Source organism: Amycolatopsis sp. NPDC005003 (genome assembly GCF_053600695.1).
In genome coordinates this window covers 144,520-170,480 of record NZ_JBSGAI010000014.1, presented here as the reverse complement: position 1 = coordinate 170,480, position 25,961 = coordinate 144,520, and the positions used below count along the sequence as shown (strand labels likewise).

The following is a 25,961-nucleotide window of genomic DNA, read 5'->3' as shown; positions in this document are numbered from 1 at the left end:
CGCGGATGCGGCGGTTCCACAAAAGAACCTCCGCATCCGCGGTTCTTGTAGCAAGTTCACCCGAACGTGGCGCTCCCGTTCGGGTTAGATGTCGGTCTCGGGCCTCGACGAGGAGGTCGGGGACCGGAGGCCACCATGCCGTACCAGGCGCTTCTGTCCGACGAGCGCGCGCCGCGCGTCGCCGTCCTCGCCGCCGAGGTCGAGCGGAAGCTGCCGGAACTGGTCGAGAGCACCGTGCGGCAGATCCGCGCCGAAATGCCGGTCTACGCCGACGCCCGGTTCGTCACCCACACCGAGCTGCGGAACTCGGTGCGCGCGAACCTCGAGCACGTGATGCGCACGCTGCGCGGCTCCGACGTCCCGGACCTGTCCCAGGCCCGCGCGACCGGCCGGGCCCGGGCCTTGCAGGGCGCGCCGCTGCCGGAGCTGCTGCGGGCCTACCGGCTCGGGCTCACCGAGGTCTGGCACCGGTTCGTCGAGCTGACCGCCCGCGCGCAGGACCTCGCCGGGCTGGTCGCCGCGACGACGGCGATCTGGGCGCTGATCGACGACCTCGCCGAGGCCCTCACGACGGCCTACCGCGACACGACGGCGGAAGTCATGGTGGCGCACCAGAACCGGCGCTCGGCGCTGGTGGAGGCGCTGTTCGCCGGCGGGGCCGCGACCGAGGGCACGTTGTGGGACATCGCGCGCGTGCTCGACCTGTCCCTGGACGGAACGTTCGTGGTGGTGGCCGCGGAAACCCCGCGGCTGGGCCAGGAACCGCTACCGCAGATCGAGGCCCGGCTGCGCACGCTGCAGCACGCGTCGGCGTGGCGGCTCACGCCGGACCTCCAGGTCGGCGTGGTCTCCCTGCGCGACCCGGCCGCGGCTTCGGCGATCGTCTCCCTGGTCCGCGAGCACCCGGTGGGCCGGGTCGGGATGAGCCCGGTGTTCACCGGCCTCGGCAACACGGCCCGCGCGCTCCACCTGGCGCGGGTGGCGCTGTCGAGCATGACGCCGGGGACGCCGGGGCTGGTGCAGTTCACCGAGTCCCCGCTGGCCGGGCTGGTGGCGAGTGCGCCGGAGGCGTCGGTGCAGCTGGCCCACCACGTCCTCCAGCCGGTGCTCGACCTGCCCGGTGACGACCGCAACGTGCTCCTGCTGACGCTGCGCGCGTGGTTCGACTGCCAGGGTTCGACGAAGCTGACGTCGGAGCGGATGTTCTGCCACCCCAACACGATCCGCCACCGCCTGAAGCGGATCACGGAGGAACTGGGCCGGTCCCTGACGAACCCGGCGGACATCGCGGAGCTGGGGGCGGCGCTGCGGGCGTTGAACCTCTTCCCGGAGGCGACCCACCTCCCGGCGCCGCGTTAGCGCACGCTGAGCGAGGGTGGCCGAGCGAATGGCCGGCCAAGCCGATCGCGGTTGTCGTTCGTTGTGAGGTGTCCGCTAAGAGGTGGTCAGGTGGTCGTCGCTGGACTGCTGCCCGTTGACTGCTTGTGTGCCGGTGTGGGGCACTTTGCCTCCGGCCCCTTGCGTGATGTTGCTGGAACTCCGGGTGAGAGCGCCGGAGTTGACAAGGTTTGCGAGGTGCTCGAGGCTCATCGGCGAGTCGGTGAACGCGAGTGCGGCGGATGCTCGCAGCGCGTCTTTGAGGCCTTCTGCTTGGGCCTGCTCGATCTGAGTCAGTCCGGCCACGAATCGCATCTCGCTTTCGCGGTCTTTCCGCAGCTTGTCGATGAGTTGCATCATGAGTTCCCGGCCCTTGTCCGCGCGCCGGAAGAAGAGAGACGCGACGCCCTGGTTCACGATGCCGGCGACCGCGGTGATTCCCGCCGGAAGAGCGTGGTCAGGGTGGACGATGCCCTGAATGACGGCGATGGCGATCAAACCGAAGCCGATCACCGAGAAGGTCATGCTCAACGCGAAGCTGACGGAAGCCTGGGTGAGGCCTTGGGCGTAGTACTTGACCACCAGCAGAGCGTGACCGTCGGACTGTTGCCGCACGACGTCGGCGATCTCCGAAGTCGCTCGCGAACTGGCGACGTCGATCTCGCCTCGGCCGGTGCGGACGTCCCGATCGGGGGATTCAGCTGCTTCGCCGGTCGTATCCGGCGCATCAACCGAACCCGGGGCGGTGTCCCGTCCTTCCGATTTTTCTGCAGGCTCGGTGTTCAGTGGAAGGCCGAGTGTCGCAGCGATTTCCTTTTCGACGGATCGCCGTCTTGATTCGTTCTTGCGGAGCGAGAAGTTGGAGAACAAACTCGCGGCGGCACCGAGGAAGCCGGCGAGCAGCGTGCCCAGCCACGGCAGGGCGGTCACCAAGGCGCTCACGATGGTCCTCCGGAGGTTGCTCGGCGACACGGGCTGTTGTCCGGCCGCGCGTGTTGCCCATCAGTCGTCGGTCGGTCGGCGGCTGTTACATGCTTGACCTGCGATTACCTCTCTTGAGTGCGGCCTATTGGCGACGCTTGGAGGTGAGCGGAGCGGTCGGTCCGGCTGGGGCGTGGCAGCTTTTCCGCGAGTGACCGGCGTCACGTGCGCGCGCTGTCACGGGTTTCCGGCCCCCGGTGTCTTGTGGTCGATCGGATGCCACACGCAGAACGGGGAAACACCATGAGCAAGGTCTGGTTCGTCACGGGTTCGTCGCGCGGCCTGGGCCGCCGTTTCGTCGAGGCCGCCCTCGGCCGCGGCGACCGGGTGGCCGCCACCGCACGGTCCACCGAGAGCTTCGACGAGCTCGTCGCCACCTACGGCGACGCCGTGCTCCCGCTCGAGATGGACGTGACCGACAAGGCCGCCGTCTTCGAGACCGTGAAGCGGGCCGCGGAGCACTTCGGCCGCCTGGACATCGTCGTGAACAACGCCGGCTACGCGCAGATCGGAGCCATCGAGGAGCTGACCGAGGCCGAACTGCGCGCGCAGCTGGAAACCAACGTGTTCGGCCCGCTGTGGGTCGTCCAGGCCGCGCTGCCCTACCTGCGCGAACAGCGCTCGGGCCACATCATCCAGCTGTCCTCGGCCGCCGGGCTCATCGCGATGCCGCTCGGCGGGGCGTACCAGGCGTCCCGGTGGGCGATCGAAGCACTGGGCGAAACCCTGGCCAAGGAGGTCGCCGACTTCGGCGTCAAGGTCACGATCGTCGAGCCGGGCGGCTTCGCCACCCGCGAAGGCAAGAACCCGAACCCCCTCGCCAACGGCCACGTCGCCGAGACCAAGCCGGTCTACGACGGGCTCCGCCGCCGGCTCGCCGAGGTCGCGGGCAAGCAGCCCGCCGGCGACCCGGCGGCCGCCGCCCAGGCCCTCCTCAAGGTCGTCGACTTGCCCAACCCGCCCCTGCGCGTCCTCTTCGGCCAGGGCTTCTACCCGATGATCAAGCAGACCTACGCGGACCGGCTCGCCACCTGGGACGAGTGGCAGGACCTCTCGGCGGAGGCCCAGGGCGCCGGAATTGTCGGTGCCGGCCGGTAGCGTGGAAACCGGGGGGCGCCCCCGCGGGCCCGGGTTGTCGGACGTCGCCCGGAGGCGGCTCAGGCCGCCAGCAGCTCGCGGGTGCGGGCCTGCTCCTCCGCCGAGCCGAACGGCATCACCAGCAGCTCCGTCGCGCCCGCGTCCTCGAGGGATTTCACCTGGCGCCGCACGGTTTCCTCGTCGCCGACGAACGCGGTGTCCGCCACCCGCTCGTGGCCTTCGCGGTCGAGGATCGCCCGGTACGCCGGGATGTTCGCCGCACCGCCGTAGGTCTGCTCGACCCACGTGCGGCGTTCGTCCACTTCGGACGTCACGCAGATCAGCTGGCCGGAGACCACGCGGGACGTGCGGCCGAGCGTCGGCACCACGAACTCGCCGATCGCCCGCGGGCCCGCGAACGTCGTGATCACGCCGTCGGCCAGCTCGCCCGCCAGCCGTGTGGCCTGCGGGCTCACCGAGCCGAGCAGCACCGCGGGCCGCTGCGCGCCGGGGGTGTTGAGCCCGGCCGCGGCGGTCAGCGACTCGCCGTGGACGTCCGCCTTTTCCCCGCGCAGCAACGGGTGCAGCGCCTGGAGGTACTCGCGCAGGTGCCGGATCGGGCGGTCGTACGAATACCCGAACTCGTCCTCGACGATGTGCCGGTGGCTCAGCCCGAGGCCGAGGTGGACGGGCGCCCCGGCCGCCGCCTGGACCGTCAGCGCCTGCGCGGCCATGGTGATGGGGTGCCGCGAGTACGTCGGGACGACGCACGTGCCCAGTCCGAGGCCGGGTGCGGCCGCGGTGAGCGCGGGCAGGGCCGTGAGCGCGTCCCAGCCGCCGCGCTGGGCCACCCAGAGCGTGCCGTACCCGAGCTTCGCCGCTTCGCGGGCTTGGGCCGTCATGGCGTCGAAGCCGACGCCGAGTTCGTCGATCAGGATTCCGGTGCGCATGGGGCCTCCAGTGGTCAGTACGCGCGTTCGAGCTGCTTGCGGTCGAGGGCGACGGCTTCGGTGAACAGCGCCAGCGCCCGCGGAGCCACCGCCCGCAGCTGCCTCGTCGAAACGGCGCGGGGTTCGAAGGCGTGCGCGACGACGTCGGCGATCAGGGCGGGTTCGGGCGGGGGTGTGCGGCCGAGGAAGCCGTGCAGCACGGCTTGGAAGGCGACGACGAGTTCGCGGACCGGCCGGTCGGTGCGCAGCAGGTCGTTCGCGGCCAGCAGCTCGAGGTACTCGACGAACGATTCCGCGTGCCGGGGGTCGAGCTTGCCGTGCAGCTTCGGCAGCAGCTTGCCGAGCGTCTCGGCGTCGTCGGCGTAACCGGCCCGCAGCAACGGGCGCCGCAGGACGTTGGCGTACTGGATTTCGGTCAGCCGCGAAAGTCGCGTGGACAGCGGATCGGCCGCCAGGGCCGCGACGAGGTCTTCGAGGGCCCGGACGGATTCGCGGAGGAGAACCGCGAGGAACAGCTCCTCGCGGTTCTTCCAGTGCAGGTAGACGGTCCCCTTGCCGACGACGGCCCGCTCGGCGACGTCCTCGATCGTCGTCCGCCGGTACCCGGCACGCAGGAGCAGTTCGGCGGCGGCGTCGAGGATGCGCTCGGCCCGTTCGGCCCGGTCTTCGGCAGGAGGCACGCCGACATCGTATGACCAGATTTCTCATTTGGTCAAACGTCGGGCCGGGCGACTGTCGCGGCTCATGCGAAGGGGCCCGACCATCGGCGCCAACCTCGTCACCGGCGACCTGATGCGGCTGCGCGCGTTCGGCCCGGCCGTGCACGGCTGCCTCGACACCATCCGCGACGGCCACCCCGACACGTCTCCCCCATCCTCAGCCCGATCATCGAGCGGAGCTCAACCAGTTCCCCGACCTGCTCGACATCGTCCACACGCGAACGGCCGACCGCGTCACCGGCGCCCTCGCCGATCGGCTCGCCCGCCTCGCCGTCGCCGGTCACCTGCACACGCCGGACCCGCTGCTGGCGGCGGAGCAGTTCGTGGCCCTGCTGTCCGGCCCGATCGACAAGCGCGCCCGGCTCGGCACCCGCCGCGTCCCCACCACCGAGCTGCGCGCCGTGACGAGCGCCGCCGTCGACACCTTCCTGCAGGCGTTCGGTCCGGCGGGATCGAGTCGATCACCCGCGCAGGCTCCCGGCGCCCACCGAGCATGACCGGGTCGCCATGGTGCCGGGCAAGCTCCCTGAACCGCCGGAATTGTCGGTGCTCACCGGTAGAGTGGAAAACGGGGGGCGCCCCCGCGGGCCGGGCTCGGTTCAGGGCTCAGGAGTCCGACGAACGCTTCCAGAGGTTGATGTCCGCGTCGGTCGCGTGGCCGTCGATCTCGGTCAGCTCCTCGGACGAGAACTCCAGGTTGCCCAGCGCGCCGACGTTGTCCTCGAGCTGCCCGACGCTGCTCGCCCCGATCAGCACCGACGTCACCCGGTGGTCGCGCAGCGCCCAGGCCAGCGCGAGCTGCGCCAGCGTCTGCCCGCGCCGGCCGGCGATGTCGTTGAGCGCGCGCACCCGGCCCAGCCGGTTCTCGTCGAGGGTGTCCGGGTCGAGGGACTTGCCCTGGGCCGCGCGCGAGTCCGACGGGACGCCCTTCAGGTACCGGTCGGTCAGCAGGCCCTGCGCCAGCGGGGAGAACGCGATGCAGCCGGCGCCCGCTTCTTCCAGGGTGTCGAGCAGGCCGTCCTCCTCGATCCAGCGGTTGAGCATCGAGTACGACGGCTGGTGGATCAGCAGCGGCGTGCCGAGCTCACGCAGGAGCCGCGCGGCCTCGGCGGTGCGCTCCGAGTTGTAGGACGAGATCCCGACGTAGAGCGCCTTCCCGGCGCGGACGGCGGCGTCCAGCGCCCCGACCGTCTCCTCCAGCGGCGTCTCGGGGTCGAAGCGGTGCGAGTAGAAGATGTCGACGTAGTCCAGGCCCAGCCGCCCGAGCGACTGGTCCAGGGAGGACAGCAGGTACTTGCGGGAGCCCCACTCGCCGTACGGGCCGGGCCACATGTCGTAGCCGGCCTTGGTGGAGATCACCAGCTCGTCGCGGTACGGCTTGAAGTCGCCGGCCAGCAGCCGGCCGAAGTTCTCCTCCGCCGAGCCGTACGGCGGGCCGTAGTTGTTGGCCAGGTCGAAGTGGGTGATGCCCAGGTCGAAGGCGCGGCGGGTGATCGCGCGCTGGGTTTCCAGCGGCTTGTCGTGGCCGAAGTTGTGCCACAGCCCGAGCGAGATCGCGGGCAGTTTCAGCCCGGACCGCCCGCAACGGCGGTAGGGGATCGATTCGTATCGGCCGGAAGCGGCAACGTAGGTCACGCGGCCGATGCTAACCCGTTCTTCGGGTACTCTCCTGGTGAGCGACCGCTTAGGAGGCACGTGGTGGGCACCGGATTCTTCACCTCCGTCGACGACGTGTCGGCCAAGCTGGCCGAGGCCGGCTACCTGGCCTCGACGGCGGTGGCGACCACGGTGTTCCTGGCCGACCGGCTCGGCAAGCCGCTGCTGGTCGAGGGGCCCGCCGGGGTCGGCAAGACCGAGCTCGCCAAGGCCGTCGCCCAGGTCAGCGGCTCCCGGCTGGTGCGCCTGCAGTGCTACGAGGGCATCGACGAGGCCCGCGCGCTCTACGAGTGGAACCACGCGAAGCAGCTGCTGCGGATCACCGCCGGCCGCGACGAGACGTGGGAGGCCGCGCGCACCGACATCTTCGGCGAGGAGTTCCTGCTGCGCCGCCCGCTGCTCACCGCGATCTCGTCGGACGAGCCGACCGTGCTGCTCATCGACGAGACCGACAAAGCCGACATGGAGGTCGAGGGCCTCCTGCTCGAGGTGCTCGGCGACTTCCAGGTCACCGTGCCCGAGCTCGGCACGATCACCGCCACGCGCGCGCCGTTCGCCGTGCTGACGTCCAACGCCACCCGCGAGCTGTCCGAAGCGCTGCGCCGCCGATGCCTGTTCCTGCACATCGACTTCCCCGACGAAGACCTCGAGCGCGACATCGTCCGGCTCAAGGTCCCGGGCATCGACGCGGCGCTCGCCGATTCCGTCGTCCGGGTGATCGCCGCGCTGCGCGCGATGGACCTGCGCAAGCTGCCGTCGGTCGCGGAGACGATCGACTGGGCGCGCACCCTGCTCGCCCTCGGGGCGGCCACGCTGGACGAGCGGGTCGTGCGGGAGAGCCTCGGCGTCGTGCTCAAGCACCAGGACGACATCGCCAAGGCGGGCGCCGGCCTGAAGCTCGAACAGGTCCTGGACGCGTCGTGACCGGCGGCGTGCCGGAGCGGCTCGCGGCGTTCGTCAAGGCCCTGCGCGCCCAGGGCATCCCGGCCGGGCCCGCCGAGACCGTCGACGCCGCCGCCGCGCTGGAAGTCCTCGGCATGGACGACCGCTCGCTGGTCCGCGAGGGCCTGGCGGCCGCCCTCGTTCGCCGCGGCGGGCAGCGCGCGGTGTTCGACGCCGCCTTCGACCTCTACTTCCCGGCGGGCATCGGCGCGCCCGAACGGGCCCGCGAAGACCAGCCGACGACGCTGGAGGAGCTGCGCGAAGAGCTGGCCGCCGCGCTCGCCGACGGCGACCAGCAGGCGTTGTCGCAGCTCGCCGGGCTGGCCGTCGACATGCTGGGCCAGTACGGCTCGGCGTCCGGACCGGGCGGCGGCTTCTCCGCCCACCAGACCCTCGAACGGCTCCAGCCGCAGACGCTGATCGCCCGCGTGCTGGCCGCGGTCCGCGGCGGCGGCGCCCGCGGCGAGTTCACCGACCGGCTCGACCGCGACGAGATCCGCCGCCGCGTCGAGGACTTCCGCGGGCAGGTCCGCACGGAGGCGCGCCGCCGCGCGGCCGAGGTCCGGGGCCGCGAACGCGTCGCGAAGCACGCCATCGCGCCCGCGGCCGACCGCGTCGACTTCCTCATCGCCAGCCGCAACCAGCTCGCCGAACTGCGCCGCACCATCCAGCCGTTGTCCCGCAAGCTCGCGACGCGCCTGGCCGCGCGCCGCCGCCGGATGACGCGCGGGCAGATCGACCTGCGCCGCACGCTGCGGCGGTCGCTCTCGACCGGGGGCGTGCCGCTGCGCCCGGCCTACCGCCACCGGCGCCCCGGGCGGCCGGAAATCGTGCTGCTGTGCGATCTTTCCGGGTCGGTGGCCGGGTTCGCGAACTTCACCATGCTGCTGGTGCAGGCGCTGCGCGACCAGTTCAGCAAGATCCGCGTGTTCGCCTTCGTGGACAGCGCCGACGAAGTCACCCACCTGGTCACCACCGGCGCGGCGGACCCCGAGCACCTGGGCGCGCGCATGCTGTCCGAAGCGGCGCTGGTGCGCTGGGACGGCCACAGCGACTACGGCGGCTCCCTGCGCCAGTTCACCGAAAACTGGCTGGACGCGGTCGGCCCCCGCACGTCGGTGCTGATTCTCGGCGACGCCCGCACCAACGGCGGCGACCCCAACCTCGACGCGGTCCGCGAGATCAAGGCCCGCGCCCGGCACGTCTACTGGCTCAACCCCGAGCGCCGGTCGCTGTGGTCCACGGGGGACTCGGCGGCGCTGGAGTACGCCGACGTCGTCGAGATGCACGAGTGCCGGACGGTGCACCAGCTCGGCACGCTGGTCACCCGCCTGCTGCCGGTGTGAGCCAGGCGTCGATGCCGCGCAGGATCCGTGCCTTGGTCGCTTCGGGCGCGAAGGACGCCTCGACGCTCGCGCGGGCGAAGTCCGCCATCGTCGCGTCGTCGTAGCCGAAGGCTCTTTGCACCCGGGCGTACTCCTCGGCCAGCGCGGCGCCGGTGACCGACGGGACGTCGGTGTTGAGCGTGACCGTCAGGCCCGCGTCGCGCAGGCGGGGGAGCGGGTGCTCGGGCAGCGACGGCACCAGCCCGAGCGTCACGTTCGACGACGGGCACACCTCCAGGGCCAGGCCGCGGTCCCGCACTTCCGCGACCAGCGAGGGGTCGTCGAGGACGCGGATGCCGTGGCCGAGCCGTTCCGTCCGGCCCACTTCGATGGCCTCGCGGATGCTGTCGGGACCGGCGTCTTCGCCGGTGTGGTGCAGCAGTCGGATCCCGGCCGCACGGGCCTTCTCGAAGAGCGTCGCGAACGGACGCAGTGAGTGGTTTTCCTCGCCCGCCATGCCGATCGCGAAGACCTCGTCGTACTTCAGCGCGAGGTCGAGGGTGCGCTCGGCGCGCTCGACCGACCGGCGCCGGGAGTGGTCGAGCAGCAGCCGCCACTCCAGGTCCGTGCTCCGCGACAGTCCTTTCAGGACGGACGCGAGGGGCATTTCGAGGTCGCCCAGCCGTTCCCCGTGCGAGGCCGCGGTAAAGGTGACTTCGGCGTAACGGGTGCCCTGGGCGGCTTCGTCCTCGCAGTACTCCCGCGCGATGCGTTCGAAGTCTTCCGGGCGCCGGAGGCAGGACCGGATGAGCGCGTTGTAGTCGGCGAAGGCGCGGAAGCCGTCGAACACCGGGGGCTCGCCCGGGACGTCGACGCCGTTCGCCTCGCCGAGCTCACGCAGCGTGGCCGGGCGGATCGTGCTCTCCAGGTGAACGTGCAGGTGGGCCTTCGGCAGGGCGGCCAGGTCGCGCATGATCACGAGCCTAGGGCCCTCCGGCGGCGGCCCGCGCGGCAATTTCCGGGGCCGGCCGCGGCGGGCTCAGGTTTTGGCCCACGTCACACGGGGAACCTCCGGGTGGTTCGTCCGCGTTGTCAGGATGACCGCAACCGACAAGGAGGGCCACCGTGCCTCTGATGAAGAAGCTGACCATGCTGGCCGGCGCTGCCGGCGCGGCTCGTGCCTACGCGAAGAAGAACCCCGAAAAGGTGAACCAGGCCGTCGGCAAGGCCGCGAAGTTCGTCGACGACAAGACCAAGGGCAAGTACCACCACCAGATCGCCGGCGCGGTGCGCAAGGTCAACTCGGTGACCGGGCAGCCGGGCCGCCCGGGGCCGGCCACCGGCCGGTAACCCCTCACTCCGCGGTCAGGACCTCCAGGAGTCCTTCGCCGTACTTGGCGAGCTTGTTCTCGCCGACGCCGCTGACCGTGCCCAGATCCGCCAGCGACGCCGGCCGTTGCGTGGCGATCTGGCGCAGGGTCGCGTCGTGGAAGACGACGTAGGCGGGCACGCCCTGTTCCTTCGCGACGCCGGCCCGCCAGGCCCGCAGGCGTTCGAACAGCGGCGCCGCCTCCGCGGGCATCTCCACTGCGGCGGCGGCCTTCCGCGTGCTGCGCACCTTCGCGGCGGCGGCCGCCCGCTCGGGTTCGCGGCGCAGCAGCACCTGGCGATCGCCGCCCAGCACCTCGGCGCTGGTTTCGGTGAGCACGAGCGAGCCGTAGTCGCCTTCGACGGCGAGCAGGCCCTGGGCGAGCAGCTGGCGGACGACCGCCCGCCACTCCGGCTCGCGCAGTTCGGTGCCGATGCCGAACGTCTTGAGCGTGTCGTGCTGGAACTGCGTGACCTTGGGCGTGGACTTGCCGAGCAGGATGTCGATGATCTGGCCGGCGCCGAACTTCTGGCGCCGTTCGTTGCGCAGCCGCACGACCGTCGACAGCAGCTTCTGCGCCGGGATCGTGCCGTCCCACTTCTCCGGCGGGTTCAGGCACGTGTCGCAGTTGCCGCAGGGGCCGGCCTGCTGCCCGAAGTAGTTGAGGATCTGCACGCGGCGGCATTCGACCGTCTCGCACAGCGCGAGCATCGCGTTCAGGTGCGCGCCCAGCCGCCGCCGGTGCGCCTCGTCGCCCTCGGACGTGTCGATCATCTTGCGCTGCTGGACGACGTCCTGCAGCCCGTACGCCAGCCAGGCGGTGGACGGCAGGCCGTCGCGACCGGCCCGGCCGGTTTCCTGGTAGTAGCCCTCGACCGACTTCGGCAGGTCGAGGTGCGCGACGAACCGGACGTCCGGTTTGTCGATGCCCATCCCGAACGCGATCGTCGCGACCACGATCAGCCCGTCCTCGCGCAGGAACCGCGACTGGTGCTTCGCGCGGGTGCGCGCGTCGAGCCCCGCGTGGTACGGCACCGCCGGGATCCCGTTCTGCACCAGGAACTCCGCGGTCTTCTCCACCGAGTTCCGGGACAGGCAGTAGACGATCCCCGCGTCACCGGCGTGCTCGGTGCGCAGCAGCTCCAGCAGCTGCCGCTGCGGCGAGTTCTTGCCGACGATCCGGTACTGGATGTTCGGCCGGTCGAAGCTCGCGACGAAGTGCCGGGCCTCGTCGAGCCGCAACCGCGCCGAAATCTCCTTGTGCGTCGCTTCGGTCGCGGTCGCCGTCAGCGCGATCCGCGGCACCTCCGGCCACCGCTCGTGCAGCGCGGAGAGCTGGAGGTAGTCGGGCCGGAAGTCGTGGCCCCACTGGGCGACGCAGTGTGCTTCGTCGATCGCGAACAGGGAGATCTTGCCGCGGTCGAGCAGCCGCACGGTGGATTCGACCGAAAGCCGCTCCGGCGCCAGGTACAGCAGGTCGAGCTCGCCGTTCAGGAACGCCGTCTCCACCTCCTGCCGCGCCGCGTAGTCCTGGGTGGAGTTGAGGAAACCCGCGCGGACGCCGGCGTTGCGCAGCGCGTCGACCTGGTCCTGCATCAGGGCGATCAGCGGCGAGACGACCACGCCCACGCCGGGCCGCACGAGCGCGGGAATCTGGTAGCACAACGACTTCCCGCCGCCGGTGGGCATCAGCACCAGCGCGTCGCCGCCGGCGATCACGTGCTCGACGATCGCCGCCTGATCGCCGCGGAAGCTGTCGTAGCCGAACACGCGCCGGAGGGTCTCCAGCGCGTCGGACGCGGGTGCGAGCTCGGTCTCTGCCACCCGCCCGACTATAGAGCGGGGGTCCGACAGTTCCGGCCCGCCCCGCCGCGGATGGCAGAATGGGCGGGTGCAGTACTGGCCCGTTCCCGATCTCGTCGCGTATTTCAGCGGCGGGTGGCACCTGGACCGGGAAATCCGCACGGCCGACGGCGACCCGGCGGGCGAGGTGACCGGCGCGGCCACGTTCGCGGAGGCCGAAGGCGTTCTCGTCTACCACGAAGAGGGCGAGCTGCGGCTCGGCGGCCACGTCGGGCCGGTCACCCGGACGCTGCACTACCGCCTCGAGGGACCCGGGCGTGCGGCGGTCCACTTCGACCACGGCGGCTTCTTCCATGACCTCGACCTGCGCGCAGGCCACTGGACGGCGGACCACCCCTGCCGCGCCGATCTCTACCGCGGCGAGTTCCGCGTGACCGGTGCCGCGCGGTGGCGGCAGGAGTGGGCGGTGCGCGGGCCGGCCAAGGACCACGTGATCATCAGCCGGTTCGCCCGTCAGACGAAGCCGTAGGTGACCACGCACCGTCACCGCGTCACAGCTCCCGCGAGCGGGCGAGGGCATCCGGCCGTATCGACGCCGCCGGACGGCCGAATCCGGAGGTCCAGGCGCCCTCGCCCCGTTTTCCGCGGCGCCGATCCGGGAACCCGGATCCCATCGGGGGCTTGGAATCCTTGAAGGAGTTTGAGCGATGCCCACATGGCTGATCGTCTTGATCGTCGTCGTGGCCGTCGCGGTGCTCGGCGCCGTGATCTGGCTGGTGACGCAGGAGATGCAACGAAAACGGCTGCAGCAGCGGTTCGGCCCGGAGTACGACCGCGCGGTCGCGGAGAAGGACAGCCCTCGTGCCGCGCAGCGCGAACTCGCCGAGCGGGAACGCCGGCACAAGGAGCTCGACATCCGGCCGCTTTCGGCGTCGGCGCGCGAGCGCTACGCCCGGGAATGGGCCCGGGTCCAGGAAAAGTTCGTCGACCAGCCGTCCGCCGCGGTCGGCGAAGCCGAGCAGCTGCTGAACTCGCTGATGGCCGAACGCGGGTACCCGACCGAGGGCTACGAGCAGCAGCTGGCCGACCTTTCCGTGCGGCACGCCAAGACCCTCGAGCACTACCGGGCCGCGCACACCACGCAGCAGAAGCGCGACGCAGCGTCCACTGAGGACCTGCGGGACGCGATGGTGCGCTACCGCACCGTGTTCGAGGACCTGCTCACCGACGGCGCCGACGACGAGCGGCACCACGACGACCACGGTCACCACGAGCGCCGGAACGGTCACGACCACAGCGGGCGCGACCGCGACACCGAGCGGGACACCGACCGGCACGAGACCGACCGTCACGTGACCGAGCGCCAGGCGTCCGCGACCCCGCGGACCGAGTCGAACGGAGGACGTTGACCATGACCGATCACCTGACGCGGCACGACGCCGAGGACGACCGGGACCTGACCGGGCGTGAGGGCGACCGCGAGGCCTACTCCGGCGAAAGCACCACCGAAGTCCCCGGTCAGGACCGGGCCGACTTCCGCGAGCCGGGCACGGACAGCGACCAGAACCTGAGCACCGCCGACCTGGCCTCGGCCGGGCAGCACGACGCCGACGGCACCACCGCACCCGAGGAGTCGGGCGGCGACGTGGAAGCGCCCGCCGAATCCGGTGGCGACGTGGAGACGCCGGCCGCTTCGGGTGGCGACGTCGAGACGCCGGCTGCCTCGGGTGGCGACGTCGAAACGCCGCCGCTGATCGACGAGGAGAAGGTCACCGGGTTCCGCGACCGCTGGCAGAACGTCCAGACCGGCTTCGTCGACGACCCGAAGCAGGCGGTCCAGCAGGCCGACGAGCTCGTCGCCGCCGTGATCAGCGCGCTGGCCACCACCTTCGCCGAGCACAAGAGCGAGCTGGAAGCCCAGTGGCAGCAGGGCGAACCGGCCACCGAGGAACTGCGGATCGCGCTGCGCCGCTACCGCTCCTTCTTCGACCAGCTGCTGCCGCGGTAGCGGACGCCGTTTGCCGGCGGGCATGATCGGGTAGTCCGGCCGGGGAACGTGTCGGCAAACGGGAGGCAGCCGGATGAACGTGGCCGATCTGCTCGTCGAGGGGTTCAGCCGGGTCCAGGGCACGGTGCACGCGGCGGTCGCCGGGCTCACCGCGGAGCAGCTCGGGACCCGGCCGGCCGACGAGGCCAACTCGATCGCCTGGCTGGTCTGGCACCTGACCCGGGTCCAGGACGACCACGTCGCCGACGTGGCCGGGACGGAGCAGGCGTGGACCGGCCAGGACTGGCTTTCCCGGTTCGGCCTCCCGTTCCCGGCCGGTGACACCGGCTACGGCCACCGGCCGGCCGACGTCGAGGCGGTCCGCGTCGACGAACCGGACCTGCTCACCGGCTATTACGACGCCGTCCACGAGCAGACCGTCCGGTACCTCGAGGGGCTCGGCGAGAAGGACCTCGACCGGATCGTCGACGAGGCCTGGGATCCGCCGGTGTCGCTGGGCGTCCGCCTGATCAGCGTCCTCGACGACGACACCCAGCACGCCGGGCAGGCGATGTACGTCCGCGGCCTGCTGAAGCGCGGCTAGCTCAACAAGCCTCGCTGCAGTCCGCCCGGTGGTCGGCGAGGCGCTGCGGCCCCGGGCCGTCGGCGCCGAGCCGGTCGCCGGGATTGGCGAGCCGGCACTTGGCCAGGGACATGCAGCCGCAGCCGATGCAGTCGTCCAGCTGGTCACGCAGCTGTTCCAGCTGCCGGATCCGCGCGTTGAGGTCGTCCTGCCAGCAGCGGGAGATCCGCGCCCAGTCGGTGCGGGTGGGCGTGCGGTCGTCGGACAGCAGGCCGAGCACCTCCCGGATCTTCGACAGCGGCATCCCGACCCGCTGGGACATCCGGATGAACGTCACCCGCCGCAGCGTGTCCCGCCGGTAGCGCCGCTGGTTGCCCGCGGTGCGGCGGCTGTGGATGAGCCCTTCGTCCTCGTAGAAGCGCAGGGCCGACGCGGGGACTCCGCTGCGCCGGGAGAGTTCGCCGACCGTCAGGTCGGGCAGCGGCCTGGCCGGGGCGTTCACCATGGTCCACAGCCAACCACAGCGGCGCGCTCGACTTCAAGCGAACTTGAAGTCTCGCCCCGGCCGAGGCGGCTTGCCGTCATGTCGACACCGGCTCACGCCTGACACGTCTGGTACGGCAGCAGGACGTCCGGGCCGGCGACGGCGACGGTGCCGTCGGCGGTGTACCCGCCCTGGGCGGCCAGCGCCGCGAACGCGGTGCAGACCAGCTGGTTGATCCCGGCGCCGGTGATCGGCCGCAGCGGGAACGGGACGGTGATCGTCGCCGGCGGGCCAGGGGTCGAGGTGATCACGCCGGAGCGGCGGGGCAGCGCCGTCGTGTACCCGCCGGCCAGCTCGTTGGCGGACGGTCCTTCCAGCAGCATCGTCAGCGCGGACTCGACGCCCACCACCCCGCTGCCCGGCCGCGCCACCGGGGTCACCCGGTCGGCGAGGACGAAGTAGAGGATCAGGTCGGTGCCGCGGCCCTCGCGCGCCGGGTCGCGCAGGGTCGGCGCCGGGCCGGCCGAGACGACCGACGTCGGCTGGATCCCGCACGCGCTCACCAGCAGCAGCACCGCGACGACGACGAGCTTCTTCACCGCGCCTCCCGGGGCAGGCGCAGCTCGAACCGGGCGCCGGTGCCCGTGTTGGCCGCGACGATGTCGCCGCCGTGGAGCCGCGCGTTCTCCCGGGCGATGGAGAGCCCGAGGCCGCTGCCCTCGGACCGGGCGCGGGCGGTGTCGGCCTTGGTGAAGCGGTCGAAGACCCGCGGCAGCACGTCGGCGGGGATCCCCGGCCCGTGGTCGGTGACGGTGAGCACGAGGTCACCGTGTTCCTGCCGCAGCACCACCTCGACCGGCGGAGCGCCGTGCCGCAGCGCGTTGCCGACCAGGTTCGCCACGACGATGTCGAGCCGTCGCCGGTCGAGCCCCGCACTGATCCCCGGCGGCAGGTCGGCGACCAGCTCGGCCCCGGGTTCCCAGCCGCGGGCGGCGAGGGTTTCGGTGATCGCCGCGGCGACGTCCAGCCGCTCCCGGCGCAGCTCCGCCCGCCCGGCGTCGAACCGGGAGATCTCGATCAGGTCCTGCACCAGCCGGGTCAGCCGCCGCGTCTCGGCCGACACCAGCCGCGCCGCGACCGCGGTGTCCGGCGGCAGCTGCTCGGCGTCCTCGTCGAGGACGTCGGTGACCGCGTTCATCGCGGCGAGCGGCGTCCGCAGCTCGTGGGAGACGTCGGCGACGAACCGCCGCGCGTCGGCTTCCATCGCCCGCAGCGTGCCGACCGTGCGCTCCAGCTCCGCGGCGGTGTGGTTGAACGTCGTGACCAGCTGGGCGAGCTCGTCGGAGCCCTTCGCGCGCAGGCGCACGTCCAGCCGTCCGCGGCCGAGCTGGCTCGCCGCGGTGTTGAGCGCGCGCACCGGCCGCAGCACCTGCCGGGCCGCCAGCAGCGCGACCCCGACCGCGAACGGCAGGACGAGCGCGGAGAACAGGACAGCGTAGCGGGCCAGCTCGTCGATCGCCTCCTGCTGGTCGGTCAGCCGCGTCATCGCGTACACCTCGAGGCCGCTCGGCTTACCGCTGCCGGTCCGCACCGGGACGCCGACGAAGAACAGCGGGAAGCCCTGGACGTCGACGCGCTGGAACTGGATGTTGGTGCTGGTGGCCACGGCGTGGCGCAGGTCGCCCGGCACGTCGTCGATCGACAGACCCGAGGTCGCGTGCAGATCCTGGTAGACGACGAGGGCGTTGCTGGACTTGAGCGCCGTCGCGAAGGCGTCGAGCGTGGCCTGGGACGGCGGCAGCGACACGGTGGGCAGGTACGCGGCGATCTGGTCCCGCAGCTTCAGCATGGTCTGGTCCTGGACGCCTTCCAGAATGGCCCGGCGCGCGAAGACGTAGCTCACGCCCGCCGCGGTGGTGGCGCCGAGGATCATGATCACCGCGAAGGCGGCGACCAGCCGGGGCCGCAGCCCGGCGAGCCAGGACCGGAGCCGCGGTGCCGTCACGAGCGGCCGAACCGGTAGCCGAACCCGCGGACCGTCTGCACGTGCTCCGGGTGTGCCGGGACGTCCTCGATCTTCGCGCGCAGCCGCTGCACGCAGGCGTCGACGAGCCGGGAGTCCCCGAGGTAGTCGTGGTCCCACACGGCGGAGAGGATCTGCTGGCGGCTGTATACCCGCCCGGGTGTGCGCGAGAGCTCCAGCAGCAGCTTGAGTTCGGTCGGGGTCAGCGAGACCGGCGCACCGCGCTTGGTCACCTCGAGCGCGGCCCGGTCGATGACGAGGTCGCCGTGCCGCTCTTCGGCCGCGGCCGGCCCGGCCGGGGGTTCGGCCGCCGACCGGCGCAGGACCGCCCGGATCCGCGCGTCCAGCACCCGCGGCTCGACCGGCTTGGCGACGTAGTCGTCCGCGCCCGCTTCGAGCCCGGCCACCACGTCGAAGTCGTCGCTGCGCGCGGTGAGCATGATGATCGGGACCGGGCCGGACGCCCGCATCCGGCGGCAGGTCTCGAAGCCGTCCATGCCGGGCAGCATCAGGTCGAGCACGACGATGTCGGGCCGGTGGTGCACGAGCACCTCGATGCCGAGCTCGCCGGATTCCGCGGTGCGCACCACGTGTCCCTGCCTGCGCAGGGCCAGCTGCAGGCCTTCCCGCACCGCCGCGTCGTCCTCTACCACCAGTACCTCGGCCACGGCGTCATTATTCGGAAAAGCGCACGTCATGGCGACCCGGGCGGATCTTGTAGCGAAACCATGACATCGCGCTGACCGGATCCCGAAAAGCGCGTTCCAGACTCGGGGACATGGCAGTGATCCTCACCGACGCACCCTCCGCGACCCGCCCGGCCGGCCCCGCGCTCGCGACCCGGGTCACCTCTCGCACGGCCGTCCTCCTGGCGGGCGCGGCCGGCTTCGCCCTCGCCTTCGTCGTGGCCTACCTGCTCTTCGTCCGCACGGAGGCCGGCCGCGGCGTCGAAAACGGCGTCGTCCGCAGCGCCCAGACCGCGGGCACCGCCGTGGACTGGGCGGCCCCGCTGCGGGAGGCCGACCTGGTGGTCGTGCTGGGCGGCGTGGCCGTGCTGATCGTGGCGATCGCGGTGGCGCGACGGCGACCGGCCCTCGGCGTGCCGGCGTTGACGATGCTGACCGCGCCGCTCGTGGTGGCGCAGCTGCTCAAGCTGTACGTCCTGGAGCGCCCCAGCACCGGCGACCGCTTCGGCGTGGCGAGTCACAACAGCTTCCCGAGCGGGCACGTCAGCGCGGCGATGGCCGTGCTCGTGGCGCTGGCGATCGTCCTGCCCCGCAGGTTCCGGCTGCCCGCCCTGGTGACGGGCGGGCTCGGCGTCGCATGGGTCTCGGCGGCGGCGGTGGCACTGGGCTGGCACCGGTTGAGCGACACCGTCGGCGGCTGCTTGCTGGTCGCGGCGGTCACCTGCGCCGGGGCGGCGGTGGTCTCCGCCCGCCGCCCCGACGGTGACCGGGTGCCGCCGATCCCGGTGCTGACGTGCTTCCTGGCCCCCTCGGCCCTGGTGCTGGCCGGGTACGCGGTCCTGTCGACGGCGACGTCGGGCGCGGCCCAGTTCGTGGCGGCGCTGGTGCTGGCGGCGCTGTCGTCGATGGCGGTGGTGCTGTTGCTGATCGGGCCGCTGCGCCGGGTGGCGTTCGACCCGGCCGAGACCCGCGTCCGCCGCCTCCGGCGCGTGTGATGCCCCTCCGATCACGCGTGCTGCCCCGGCAGTCACGGGTGAGGCCCGTTCGCACCCGCGCGAGCGGGCCAGTTTCGGAGGATTGGCCCGCGACAGCCGGGCCGGGCCGCGCTTAGCGTCGGTGAAATGGACCCGAGGCTCGCCGATGACCTGCACTCCCTGCCCGATCTCCTCGACGCCACAAGCAAATTCGCGGCCGAGGCGCTCGCCGGGCTGGGCGAGCGCGCAGCCGCCGTCCCGCCCGTGGCCGTGGAGCAGGCGCCCCTGCCGGTCGACGGCGCGGGTGCGCGTGGTGCGCTGGACGAGTTCGCACGGCGCTGGGAACCCGGGTTCGCCGGCAGCGCCGGCCCGCGGTACCTCGGTTTCGTGACCGGCGGCTCGACCCCGGCCGCGCTGGCCGGCGACTGGCTCACCGCCGCCTACGACCAGAATCCCGCCAGCGGTATGGATTCCTCGGCGCAGGACCTGGAACGCGAGACGGTCGGCTGGCTGGCCGAACTGTTCGGGCTGGGCCCGGATTACTCCGGCGCGTTCGTCACCGGCGCCACGATGTCCACGGTGACCGGCCTGGCCATCGCCCGCGAATGGCTCGGGGAACGAGCCGGCGTGACGGTCTCCGCCGAAGGCGCCGCCGCGCTCGGTCCGGTCACCGTGCTGTCCGGCTCGCCGCATTCGAGCGTCCTCAAGGCGTTGTCGTTCCTCGGGATGGGCCGGTCGTCGCTCCGGCGGGTGCCGGTGCTGCCGGGCCGCGAAGCCGTCGACGTCGCCGCACTCGCCGAAGCGCTCGAGTCGCTCGACGGCCCGGCCGTCGTCGTCGCGAACGCGGGGACGGTCAACACCGTCGACTTCGACGACCTGCGGGCGATCGCCGCGCTCAAGCGGCGGTACGGCTTCTGGCTGCACGTCGACGCCGCGTTCGGCGGGTTCGCCGCGCTGTCCCCGGAGCACGCGGCGCTCACCGCCGGCCTCGACCAGGCCGATTCGGTGGTCGTCGACCTGCACAAGTGGCTCAACGTGCCCTACGACTCGGCGGTCCAGTTCACCCGCCGCCGCGACCTGCAGCTGCGCGTGTTCAGCAACAACGCGGCCTACCTCGGCGAGATCGGCGAGACGCCGGACTTCCTGCACCTGACGCCGGAGAACTCCCGGCGGCTGCGCGCACTCCCGGCCTGGTTCTCGCTCGTGGCGTACGGCCGCGCCGGCCACCGCGAGATCGTCGAGCGCTGCGTCGCACTGGCGCGGGACCTGGGCGCACGCATCGACGGCTCGCCGCACTGGCACCTCCTTGCGCCGGTGCGGCTCAACGTCGTCTGCTTCACCCCGGCCGGAGCGGTGACACCCGACCGGATCGACGCGCTCGTGCGCGCGATCGCCGAGGACGGGACCACGTTCCTCACACCGACGGTGTACGACGGCCGCCCGGCGTTGCGCGCCGCGTTCAGCAACTGGCGGACGACCGAGGCGGACGTCGAACGGGTCTTCGCCGCGCTGGAGCGGCTGGTCACGACACTGCCTTCGTGAGGGCGCGCCGGCCGGAAGCGGTGGAACTTGTTCCACCGGCCCCGCGGTGCCAAGGTCGGGAGCGTGCCGATCTTCTCCGCGCCGGACGGAACCGCGCTCGCCGTCCACCTCGCCGGTTCCGGGGCCGAGCCGCCGGTGGTGTGCCTGCCCGGCGGTCCGATGCGGGCCGGCGGCTACCTCGGGGAGCTCGGCGGCCTGACCACCCGGCGCCGCACCGCCGTGCTCGACCTGCGGGGCACCGGCGAGTCGGAAGAGCCCGCCGATCCCGCCACCTACCGGTGCGACCGCCAGATCGAGGACGTCGAGGCCCTGCGCAAGCACCTCGGCCTCGAACGCTTCGACCTGCTCGGCCATTCGGCCGGGGCGAGCCTGGCTGTCCGGTACGCGGCCCGGTACCCGCAACGCCTGAGCCGGCTCGCGCTGATCGCGCCGAGCCCGCGGGCCGTCGGCTTCGACGTGCCGTCCGAGGAACGGCGTCGCATCATGGCCCGGCGCGCCGGCGCACCCTGGTTCGCCGCCGCGGCCGCCGCCTACGAGTCGATCGCCGCGAAGACGGCGACGAGCGCCGACTGGGCCGCCTTCGCCCCGATGTACTACGCCCGCTGGGACGAGGCGGCCCGGCGGCACCAGGCCGGCGAACCCGGCCAGCGCAACGGCGTGGCCGCGCGGATCTACAACTCCGCCGGCGCTTTCGAACCCGAGACGACCCGCGCCGCACTCGGCGCCGTCACCGCGCCGGTGCTCGTGCTGGCCGGCGAGCTGGACTGGATCGCGAGCCCCGCCGTCGCGGACCGCTTCGCCACGCTGTTCCCGGACGGGCGCGCCGTCGTGCTGCCCGGCGCCGCGCACTACCCGTGGCTGGACGACGCGCCCGCGTTCGTCTCAGCCGTGGGCGGTTTTCTGGCCTGAGCCGGGATTGCGCCGGGGTTTGATGCGGACCGCGGGCAGCGCGGGGGCCGGCAGGCGCTCGCCCGCATAGCCCGTCACCTCGCCGAACTGGTCCGATCCGGCTTGCCAGGCTTCGCGGAACGCGGCGATCTCCTCGTGGGTGCGGCCGACGAAGTTCCACCACATCAGGATCTCTTCGTCGAACGGGGTACCGCCCAGCATCAGGAACCGCGCCGGTTCCGTGCCGCGGTTGCTCAAGGTCAGCGAGCGCACCCCGGTGCCGACGTAGCCCAGCTCCGCCGCCCGGACGCGGGTGCCGGCCACCTCGACGTCGCCGGTGTCGACCAGGACGCCGTGTTCGAAGCCGGGGTCCACGCCGAGCGACATGTGGGCGTCCGGGCCCAGCACGACTTCGGCGCCCAGCAGCGGGGTGAACGTCGGGATCGGGGACGTCCGGCCGGCCAGCGAGCCGAGGAAGACGCGGATCTCCGCGCCCTCGATCCGGTTCACCGAAGGGACGTAGTGGTCGAACGCCCGCGCCGTGTGCCGGTGCCGTTCGGGCAGCGCCACCCAGAGCTGGACGCCGTGCAGCGTCTTGGTGGCGGCCGTCGAGACCTCGGAGTGGCAGATCCCGTGCCCGCCCGTCATCAGGTTCAGCTCGCCGGGGCGGACCATCGCGTGCGTGCCGAGGCTGTCGCGGTGTTCGATCTCGCCGGAGAACAGCCAGCTGACGGTCTGCAGCCCGGTGTGCGGATGCGGGGCGACGTCCATCGCCCCGGCCCCGGCGACCTCGTCCGGGCCGTAGTGGTCGGCGAAGCACCAGGCGCCGATCAGCGACCGCGACCGCTGGGGGAGGGTCCGCCGCACCCGCATCGCGCGCGGGCCGCCGAGCGGAACCTCCCGCGGAGCGAGGACCTCGACGTCGGGCCGATCGGGATCGGCGGCCGCGGGCCGGTCACCACAGGCGAGTTCGGCGGGGGCGGCCTCGGTGTTGCTCATGCCGGCCACGGTAGTCGCGCCGGCGGCCGGAGGGCGGGTGGGCGATGTCACGGCCCGGGCGTTTCGCCGCGGCCGGACCGCGCGGCGCTGGCCGGACTACGCGGCGCTGGCCGGACGCCCCGTTGCGGCTCGACCGGCGTGGGCTCGGTTGGCCGTGCGGCTTGGTGTTTCGTGTGGGCGTGTCGCTGGGGCGCGGCCGGTACGAGCTCGGCCGTCCGCGTCGCGTTTCCCGCCGCCACTACGTCCCGACCGGCACGAACCCGGCCGCCCGGTGCCCGGCCCGGACCGCCGTCGCGGCGAACCGGCCGTACACCGCGGCGAGCAACGCGAGATCGACCGCGACACCGGCCGAGCGTGGCCACGCACGCCCGTCCACCCACTCGCGGGCCTCCCGCTCGGCCACCCGCCCGAGCGCCACCGCCGCACCGAGCCCCGCGCCGTCCCCGCCGACCAGTACCTCCCGCAGTCCCCGCGCGGCGCTCACCGCGTGCTGACCGAGCCGCCCGACCGCGGGCCGCACGTCCGGCGGCACCGGTCCCCGAGCCTCGGCGACCTCCCGCGCAAGACCACCCATCCGAGTGAGATCCGCGGCGGTGTGCACGGCCGCGACAACCACTTTCACCTCCGCTTCCCGAGGCGCGTGCAGGGCCAGCAGCGCACACGCCTGGTCCTCGCACGCGGCCCCGAGGGCGGCCACCGCCGCCGCTTGCTCGAGTGCACGTCCGCCCAGCGTGTGGTCACTTTCCAGCACCGAGCGCGTGGCCTCCTCGAGCGCGCTCGCGACCAGGTCGCCCAGGTCCGCCAGCCGGTGGGCGAGCGTCACGAGCTCCTTCTGAAACGCCGTCGGCATGGCGGCAGGAAACCAGCCCGGACGGGTGTCGGCATCTCGTCGCCCCGGCCCGGAATTGTCGGACCCCCGTGCTCTCCTCGTCGGCAAGAGCGGTGCACCCCGCACCCCGGAGGACAAGGAGAGACCGATGGCAGGCGAAACGGCGGTCACGGTGGTCGGCAACCTCACGAGCGACCCCGACCTGCGCTTCACCCCGGCCGGCTCGGCGGTTGCGAACTTCACGGTCGCGAGCACCGCACGCGTGTTCGACCGCGAGTCGGGCACCTGGCGCGACGGCGACGCCCTGTTCCTGCGCTGCAGTTTGTGGCGCGAGTACGCGGAAAACGTCGCCGAGTCGCTCGGGCGCGGCACCCGCGTGGTCGTCCACGGCCGGCTGAGACAGCGGTCGTACGACACGAAGGAGGGGGAGAAGCGCACGGTCATGGAGCTGGAGGTCGACGAGATCGGGCCGTCCCTGCGGTACGCCACGGCCAAGGTGGCGAAGGTCAGCCGCGCGACGGGTGGCGAAGGGAGTGCCTGGGCCCCGGAACCGGTGGCGGCGGGCAAGCCGCCCTTCTGAGGCCATCCGTTCGCGGCCGGCCTCCGAACACCGTTGACGAGGCCTCGACCCGCGCTCGATCGCCTGCGGTGACGATGAGGGGGACGCTCCGGCCAAACCCGTTGTCGAAATCCCGTCCGGCGATTCGACGCAGGGGTAGCGGCCGAACCACGAGCGGGAGGGACCGACATGAACGGGAACGAGAAGACCGGCTCACCGGCAACGCACCCCGTGGTCAACCACCGGATGCGGGCGATGCTCCGAGCAGTCGGCGCGGGCCGCGGCCGGGTGTCCTGCAGCAGCGAACCGGACCTGTTCATCGACGGCCTCTCGTGCGGCGACCAGTTCGCGGCGCACGCACTGGCCCACCAGGGCCTGGTCCGCGCGGACCGCCCCGGCCGCCCGGGCGAGCTGGTGCCGGCGGTCCTGACCCCGGCAGGCCGCGCCCTGATCACCCCCGAGCAAAGATCGGCCGCCTGACCCGGCGACCGGCGGATGTTTGACAACTCAATGGGATTGGCCTGACCTGCCACTTTGTAGTTGTTGATCTCTCCAGGCCGTCGCTAGGCCGTCTCAGATTCCGGGGCCGTCCGCGACCGACGAGGCTTGAAGATCTTGTCGGTCGCGGCCCGCGCTCGGCGATGGCTGGACGGGACAAGGTGGGTGTAGATCCGGAGTGTGTAGCCCGGGTCATGGTGCCCGAGGTACTCGGCCAGTTCCTTGATCGACACTCCAGCAGCGAGGGCAGTGGACGCATAGAAGTGCCTCATGCCGTGCATCCCGTCCCGCTTCGGGGTGTAGTCGAGTCCTGCCGTCTTGTACGCCGGTACCCAAACGTCACGGTTGAAGTTGATACCGGAGATCACTTCCGACGCCGCGCGCCCCCTGACCTGGTTGGGTCGCCGGACCTTGCGGATGAGCAGCCGCACCGTCTCGGGGCGGCCGCCGGGTTCGAGCCACGGCAGTGTGACCGTGACGGGCTCGAATCGCTCCATGTAGTCGTCGATCTCGTCCAGCACGCCAGCACCGACCGGCACCACGCGCGTCTTCCCGCCCTTGGGAGGAGCGAAGACCGGAGTGGTACCGATCCAGCGGATCTGCCGCTGCACGTTGGCGATCATGGCGTCGCGGTCGAGGTCGTCCGGGCTGAACCCGAAGATCTCCATCTGCCGAAGTCCCACCCCGGCGCCGAGTGGCACTACCACTTTGTACGGCTCCGGAAGCGCAAGTTTGATCTGGTGCACTTGAGCTTCCTTCCAGGAGACGACCTTCCGCTGATCCGACTTTGGACGCTTGATACTTTTCGCCTTGCATGGGTTGCGGCGAATCTTCTTGTCGAAGAATGCAGATTCCAGGACCCCCGATACAATATCGAAAAGCACGGCACGGTAAGAGGCTGCCAACCCGCGACCGTCTTCCGACTTGGGACGCTCCAGCCAACTCAACCAGTCTCGAATAGTGTCAGTTTTCTCGACAACCCTCAACGGCTTGTCCCCAAGAAACGGAAGGATGCTAGCGTCGAACCTCCCGTCAAGAGTCTGACGCGTAGAAGCATCCGCCGACTGTCCTTTTCGCCATTGTTTTACATATTGCCGGAACAGTAGCTCTCCAGCCTTCGGGTCGACGAATTCACCCGACAAGACGTCGTGTTGCATCTTCGTGAGAAACGTTTTCGCCCGGGTTAGTTCCTTGTCCGGGAACGACTTCGAGCGTTCGTTGCCGTCCGCGTCGTAGTAGTGAACCTTGTACCGTTCTCCTTTGCCGAACAGTTCGGTTTTCTCGCGGACCGGTCGGCCACTCTCGGAGTAGACCAGCTTGCCGTCCACTCGTTTCTTCCGCCACCAGCGGTCTTCCACGTGTCCTTTCACAGGCGATTCCCTTTCTCTTCGGGAGCTGAACCAATCCGGTACGGCTCCGGTGCCCTGGTGTCCCTGCATTCGGCGCGTGCAGGGACACCAGGGCCGTTGCGGGCGACCTGTGATCAGGCCGCGTCCAGTCCGTTGAGCCAGGCCCGGACCACCGCCGGGTCGTAGCGGACGTGCTTGCCCATGCGCGTGAACGCCGGGCCGTACCCGGTTTGCCTCCAGTGCTTGAGCGTCTTTTCCGATAAGCCGAGGAACGCCCCCAGCTCCTCCGGCCCCCATAGCCCTTCCACGCTGACCATCCGAATGCGCACTGTCATCCCCGCGTCCTCCCCTCCGCGTACGG

28 protein-coding genes and 1 pseudogene are annotated in these 25,961 nt (G+C 71.7%); 15 read left to right on the top strand and 14 right to left on the bottom strand.

Features of this window, described 5'->3' with window-relative positions; genetic code table 11:
- Positions 1-135: 135 nt before the first annotated feature.
- The gene (locus ACWED2_RS18695; RefSeq protein WP_449691739.1) at positions 136-1,359 is read left to right on the top strand and encodes a PucR family transcriptional regulator; all 1,224 of its coding nucleotides are present in this window, start codon (positions 136-138) and stop codon (positions 1,357-1,359) included.
- A gap of 75 nt (positions 1,360-1,434) precedes the next feature.
- Here the strand turns inward: ACWED2_RS18695 and ACWED2_RS18690 are convergent, their stop codons facing one another.
- On the bottom strand, positions 1,435-2,319 hold the full coding sequence (locus ACWED2_RS18690) for a TRADD-N-associated membrane domain-containing protein (protein ID WP_449691738.1): 885 nt from the start codon (positions 2,317-2,319) through the stop codon (positions 1,435-1,437).
- A 282-nt stretch (positions 2,320-2,601) separates the two neighbouring features.
- Here ACWED2_RS18690 and ACWED2_RS18685 point away from each other — a divergent pair, with 282 nt between their 5' ends.
- On the top strand, positions 2,602-3,456 hold the full coding sequence (locus ACWED2_RS18685; RefSeq protein WP_449691737.1) for an SDR family NAD(P)-dependent oxidoreductase: 855 nt from the start codon (positions 2,602-2,604) through the stop codon (positions 3,454-3,456).
- 59 nt (positions 3,457-3,515) lie between these two features.
- Here ACWED2_RS18685 and ACWED2_RS18680 read toward each other — a convergent pair whose 3' ends face one another.
- Positions 3,516-4,385: a TIGR03564 family F420-dependent LLM class oxidoreductase gene (locus tag ACWED2_RS18680; RefSeq protein ID WP_449691736.1), complete on the bottom strand. Its 870-nt coding sequence runs from the start codon at positions 4,383-4,385 to the stop codon at positions 3,516-3,518.
- Between the two features lie 14 nt (positions 4,386-4,399).
- Positions 4,400-5,065: a TetR/AcrR family transcriptional regulator gene (locus ACWED2_RS18675; RefSeq protein ID WP_449691735.1), complete on the bottom strand. Its 666-nt coding sequence runs from the start codon at positions 5,063-5,065 to the stop codon at positions 4,400-4,402.
- Positions 5,066-5,289: 224 nt separating this feature from the next.
- On the opposite strand from ACWED2_RS18675, the pseudogene ACWED2_RS18670 reads away from it, so the two are divergent.
- A pseudogene (locus ACWED2_RS18670) lies at positions 5,290-5,601 on the top strand (TetR/AcrR family transcriptional regulator C-terminal domain-containing protein); the annotation flags it as partial.
- Between the two features lie 109 nt (positions 5,602-5,710).
- On the opposite strand, the gene mgrA reads toward ACWED2_RS18670, so the two are convergent.
- Positions 5,711-6,739 (bottom strand): L-glyceraldehyde 3-phosphate reductase, encoded by a 1,029-nt coding sequence (gene mgrA / locus ACWED2_RS18665; protein WP_449691734.1) that lies wholly within the window; start codon positions 6,737-6,739, stop codon positions 5,711-5,713.
- Between the two features lie 63 nt (positions 6,740-6,802).
- On the opposite strand from mgrA, the gene ACWED2_RS18660 reads away from it, so the two are divergent.
- Together ACWED2_RS18660 and ACWED2_RS18655 are read left to right on the top strand one after the other, a co-directional pair.
- Entirely contained in the window at positions 6,803-7,684 is an 882-nt protein-coding gene (locus tag ACWED2_RS18660; protein ID WP_449691733.1) for an AAA family ATPase, read from the top strand.
- Positions 7,681-9,048 carry a vWA domain-containing protein gene (locus ACWED2_RS18655; protein ID WP_449691732.1) on the top strand — a complete coding sequence of 456 codons (1,368 nt, stop codon included), beginning with the start codon at positions 7,681-7,683 and terminating at the stop codon, positions 9,046-9,048. Before ACWED2_RS18660 ends, ACWED2_RS18655 begins: the two co-directional genes overlap by 4 nt.
- On the opposite strand, the gene add is transcribed toward ACWED2_RS18655, so the two are convergent.
- The gene (gene add / locus ACWED2_RS18650) at positions 9,026-10,000 is read right to left on the bottom strand and encodes an adenosine deaminase (RefSeq protein ID WP_449691731.1); all 975 of its coding nucleotides are present in this window, start codon (positions 9,998-10,000) and stop codon (positions 9,026-9,028) included. The genes ACWED2_RS18655 and add overlap by 23 nt on opposite strands.
- Before the next feature lie 161 nt (positions 10,001-10,161).
- Between add and ACWED2_RS18645 the strand changes: the two genes are divergently transcribed.
- Positions 10,162-10,377 carry an antitoxin gene (locus ACWED2_RS18645; protein WP_449691730.1) on the top strand — a complete coding sequence of 72 codons (216 nt, stop codon included), beginning with the start codon at positions 10,162-10,164 and terminating at the stop codon, positions 10,375-10,377.
- A gap of 4 nt (positions 10,378-10,381) precedes the next feature.
- Here the strand turns inward: ACWED2_RS18645 and recQ are convergent, their stop codons facing one another.
- Positions 10,382-12,220, bottom strand: a complete 1,839-nt coding sequence (recQ, locus tag ACWED2_RS18640) for a DNA helicase RecQ (protein WP_449691729.1) — start codon at positions 12,218-12,220, stop codon at positions 10,382-10,384.
- Positions 12,221-12,287: 67 nt separating this feature from the next.
- Between recQ and ACWED2_RS18635 the strand changes: the two genes are divergently transcribed.
- The 4 genes from ACWED2_RS18635 (at position 12,288) to ACWED2_RS18620 (ending at position 14,790) form a co-directional block, all read left to right on the top strand.
- The gene (locus ACWED2_RS18635) at positions 12,288-12,728 is read left to right on the top strand and encodes a DUF6314 family protein (protein WP_449691728.1); all 441 of its coding nucleotides are present in this window, start codon (positions 12,288-12,290) and stop codon (positions 12,726-12,728) included.
- Between the two features lie 178 nt (positions 12,729-12,906).
- Positions 12,907-13,608, top strand: a complete 702-nt coding sequence (locus ACWED2_RS18630) for a hypothetical protein (protein ID WP_449691727.1) — start codon at positions 12,907-12,909, stop codon at positions 13,606-13,608.
- 2 nt (positions 13,609-13,610) lie between these two features.
- A complete protein-coding gene (locus ACWED2_RS18625) occupies positions 13,611-14,207 on the top strand; it encodes a hypothetical protein (protein ID WP_449691726.1) in 597 nt (198 codons plus the stop codon).
- A 73-nt stretch (positions 14,208-14,280) separates the two neighbouring features.
- A complete protein-coding gene (locus tag ACWED2_RS18620; RefSeq protein WP_449691725.1) occupies positions 14,281-14,790 on the top strand; it encodes a mycothiol transferase in 510 nt (169 codons plus the stop codon).
- A gap of 1 nt (position 14,791) precedes the next feature.
- On the opposite strand, the gene soxR is transcribed toward ACWED2_RS18620, so the two are convergent.
- The 4 genes from soxR to ACWED2_RS18600 form a co-directional block, all read right to left on the bottom strand.
- Positions 14,792-15,274, bottom strand: a complete 483-nt coding sequence (gene soxR, locus ACWED2_RS18615) for a redox-sensitive transcriptional activator SoxR (protein ID WP_449691724.1) — start codon at positions 15,272-15,274, stop codon at positions 14,792-14,794.
- Between the two features lie 92 nt (positions 15,275-15,366).
- A complete protein-coding gene (locus tag ACWED2_RS18610; protein WP_449691723.1) occupies positions 15,367-15,852 on the bottom strand; it encodes a hypothetical protein in 486 nt (161 codons plus the stop codon).
- Positions 15,849-17,258, bottom strand: a complete 1,410-nt coding sequence (locus tag ACWED2_RS18605; RefSeq protein ID WP_449691722.1) for an ATP-binding protein — start codon at positions 17,256-17,258, stop codon at positions 15,849-15,851. The genes ACWED2_RS18610 and ACWED2_RS18605 overlap by 4 nt, the downstream gene beginning before the upstream one ends.
- A complete protein-coding gene (locus ACWED2_RS18600) occupies positions 17,255-17,944 on the bottom strand; it encodes a response regulator (protein WP_449691721.1) in 690 nt (229 codons plus the stop codon). Before ACWED2_RS18600 ends, ACWED2_RS18605 begins: the two co-directional genes overlap by 4 nt.
- A gap of 116 nt (positions 17,945-18,060) precedes the next feature.
- On the opposite strand from ACWED2_RS18600, the gene ACWED2_RS18595 reads away from it, so the two are divergent.
- The 3 genes from ACWED2_RS18595 (at position 18,061) to ACWED2_RS18585 (ending at position 21,387) form a co-directional block, all read left to right on the top strand.
- Positions 18,061-18,957, top strand: a complete 897-nt coding sequence (locus ACWED2_RS18595; protein WP_449691771.1) for a phosphatase PAP2 family protein — start codon at positions 18,061-18,063, stop codon at positions 18,955-18,957.
- A gap of 126 nt (positions 18,958-19,083) precedes the next feature.
- Positions 19,084-20,478: a pyridoxal phosphate-dependent decarboxylase family protein gene (locus ACWED2_RS18590; RefSeq protein ID WP_449691720.1), complete on the top strand. Its 1,395-nt coding sequence runs from the start codon at positions 19,084-19,086 to the stop codon at positions 20,476-20,478.
- Between the two features lie 63 nt (positions 20,479-20,541).
- Positions 20,542-21,387, top strand: coding sequence for an alpha/beta fold hydrolase (locus ACWED2_RS18585; RefSeq protein ID WP_449691719.1), 846 nt, complete (start codon positions 20,542-20,544; stop codon positions 21,385-21,387).
- On the opposite strand, the gene ACWED2_RS18580 is transcribed toward ACWED2_RS18585, so the two are convergent.
- Both ACWED2_RS18580 and ACWED2_RS18575 read right to left on the bottom strand, forming a co-directional pair.
- Positions 21,361-22,365: a pirin family protein gene (locus tag ACWED2_RS18580; RefSeq protein WP_449691718.1), complete on the bottom strand. Its 1,005-nt coding sequence runs from the start codon at positions 22,363-22,365 to the stop codon at positions 21,361-21,363. The genes ACWED2_RS18585 and ACWED2_RS18580 overlap by 27 nt on opposite strands.
- Positions 22,366-22,603: 238 nt before the next feature.
- Entirely contained in the window at positions 22,604-23,215 is a 612-nt protein-coding gene (locus ACWED2_RS18575) for a PhoU domain-containing protein (RefSeq protein WP_449691717.1), read from the bottom strand.
- 127 nt (positions 23,216-23,342) lie between these two features.
- Between ACWED2_RS18575 and ACWED2_RS18570 the strand changes: the two genes are divergently transcribed.
- Together ACWED2_RS18570 and ACWED2_RS18565 are read left to right on the top strand one after the other, a co-directional pair.
- Positions 23,343-23,774 carry a single-stranded DNA-binding protein gene (locus ACWED2_RS18570; RefSeq protein ID WP_449691716.1) on the top strand — a complete coding sequence of 144 codons (432 nt, stop codon included), beginning with the start codon at positions 23,343-23,345 and terminating at the stop codon, positions 23,772-23,774.
- Between the two features lie 168 nt (positions 23,775-23,942).
- On the top strand, positions 23,943-24,233 hold the full coding sequence (locus ACWED2_RS18565) for a hypothetical protein (RefSeq protein WP_449691715.1): 291 nt from the start codon (positions 23,943-23,945) through the stop codon (positions 24,231-24,233).
- A gap of 83 nt (positions 24,234-24,316) precedes the next feature.
- On the opposite strand, the gene ACWED2_RS18560 is transcribed toward ACWED2_RS18565, so the two are convergent.
- Both ACWED2_RS18560 and ACWED2_RS18555 read right to left on the bottom strand, forming a co-directional pair.
- Complete coding sequence (locus tag ACWED2_RS18560) at positions 24,317-25,579, bottom strand: tyrosine-type recombinase/integrase (protein ID WP_449691714.1); 1,263 nt, start codon at positions 25,577-25,579, stop codon at positions 24,317-24,319.
- A 155-nt stretch (positions 25,580-25,734) separates the two neighbouring features.
- On the bottom strand, positions 25,735-25,935 hold the full coding sequence (locus tag ACWED2_RS18555; protein ID WP_449691713.1) for a helix-turn-helix transcriptional regulator: 201 nt from the start codon (positions 25,933-25,935) through the stop codon (positions 25,735-25,737).
- Positions 25,936-25,961: the final 26 nt, after the last annotated feature.

Bases quoted from the DNA above. Each gene is read 5' to 3' on its own strand.
- ACWED2_RS18695 (WP_449691739.1), top strand. From the start codon at position 136: ATGCCGTACCAGGCGCTTCTGTCCGACGAGCGCGCGCCGCGCGTCGCC.
- ACWED2_RS18685 (WP_449691737.1), top strand. From the start codon at position 2,602: ATGAGCAAGGTCTGGTTCGTCACGGGTTCGTCGCGCGGCCTGGGCCGC.
- ACWED2_RS18680 (WP_449691736.1), bottom strand. From the start codon at position 4,385: ATGCGCACCGGAATCCTGATCGACGAACTCGGCGTCGGCTTCGACGCC.
- add (WP_449691731.1), bottom strand. From the start codon at position 10,000: ATGCGCGACCTGGCCGCCCTGCCGAAGGCCCACCTGCACGTTCACCTG.
- ACWED2_RS18645 (WP_449691730.1), top strand. From the start codon at position 10,162: ATGAAGAAGCTGACCATGCTGGCCGGCGCTGCCGGCGCGGCTCGTGCC.
- ACWED2_RS18630 (WP_449691727.1), top strand. From the start codon at position 12,907: ATGCCCACATGGCTGATCGTCTTGATCGTCGTCGTGGCCGTCGCGGTG.
- ACWED2_RS18625 (WP_449691726.1), top strand. From the start codon at position 13,611: ATGACCGATCACCTGACGCGGCACGACGCCGAGGACGACCGGGACCTG.
- ACWED2_RS18620 (WP_449691725.1), top strand. From the start codon at position 14,281: ATGAACGTGGCCGATCTGCTCGTCGAGGGGTTCAGCCGGGTCCAGGGC.
- soxR (WP_449691724.1), bottom strand. From the start codon at position 15,274: ATGGTGAACGCCCCGGCCAGGCCGCTGCCCGACCTGACGGTCGGCGAA.
- ACWED2_RS18590 (WP_449691720.1), top strand. From the start codon at position 19,084: ATGGACCCGAGGCTCGCCGATGACCTGCACTCCCTGCCCGATCTCCTC.
- ACWED2_RS18580 (WP_449691718.1), bottom strand. From the start codon at position 22,365: ATGAGCAACACCGAGGCCGCCCCCGCCGAACTCGCCTGTGGTGACCGG.
- ACWED2_RS18575 (WP_449691717.1), bottom strand. From the start codon at position 23,215: ATGCCGACGGCGTTTCAGAAGGAGCTCGTGACGCTCGCCCACCGGCTG.
- ACWED2_RS18570 (WP_449691716.1), top strand. From the start codon at position 23,343: ATGGCAGGCGAAACGGCGGTCACGGTGGTCGGCAACCTCACGAGCGAC.
- ACWED2_RS18565 (WP_449691715.1), top strand. From the start codon at position 23,943: ATGAACGGGAACGAGAAGACCGGCTCACCGGCAACGCACCCCGTGGTC.
- ACWED2_RS18555 (WP_449691713.1), bottom strand. From the start codon at position 25,935: ATGACAGTGCGCATTCGGATGGTCAGCGTGGAAGGGCTATGGGGGCCG.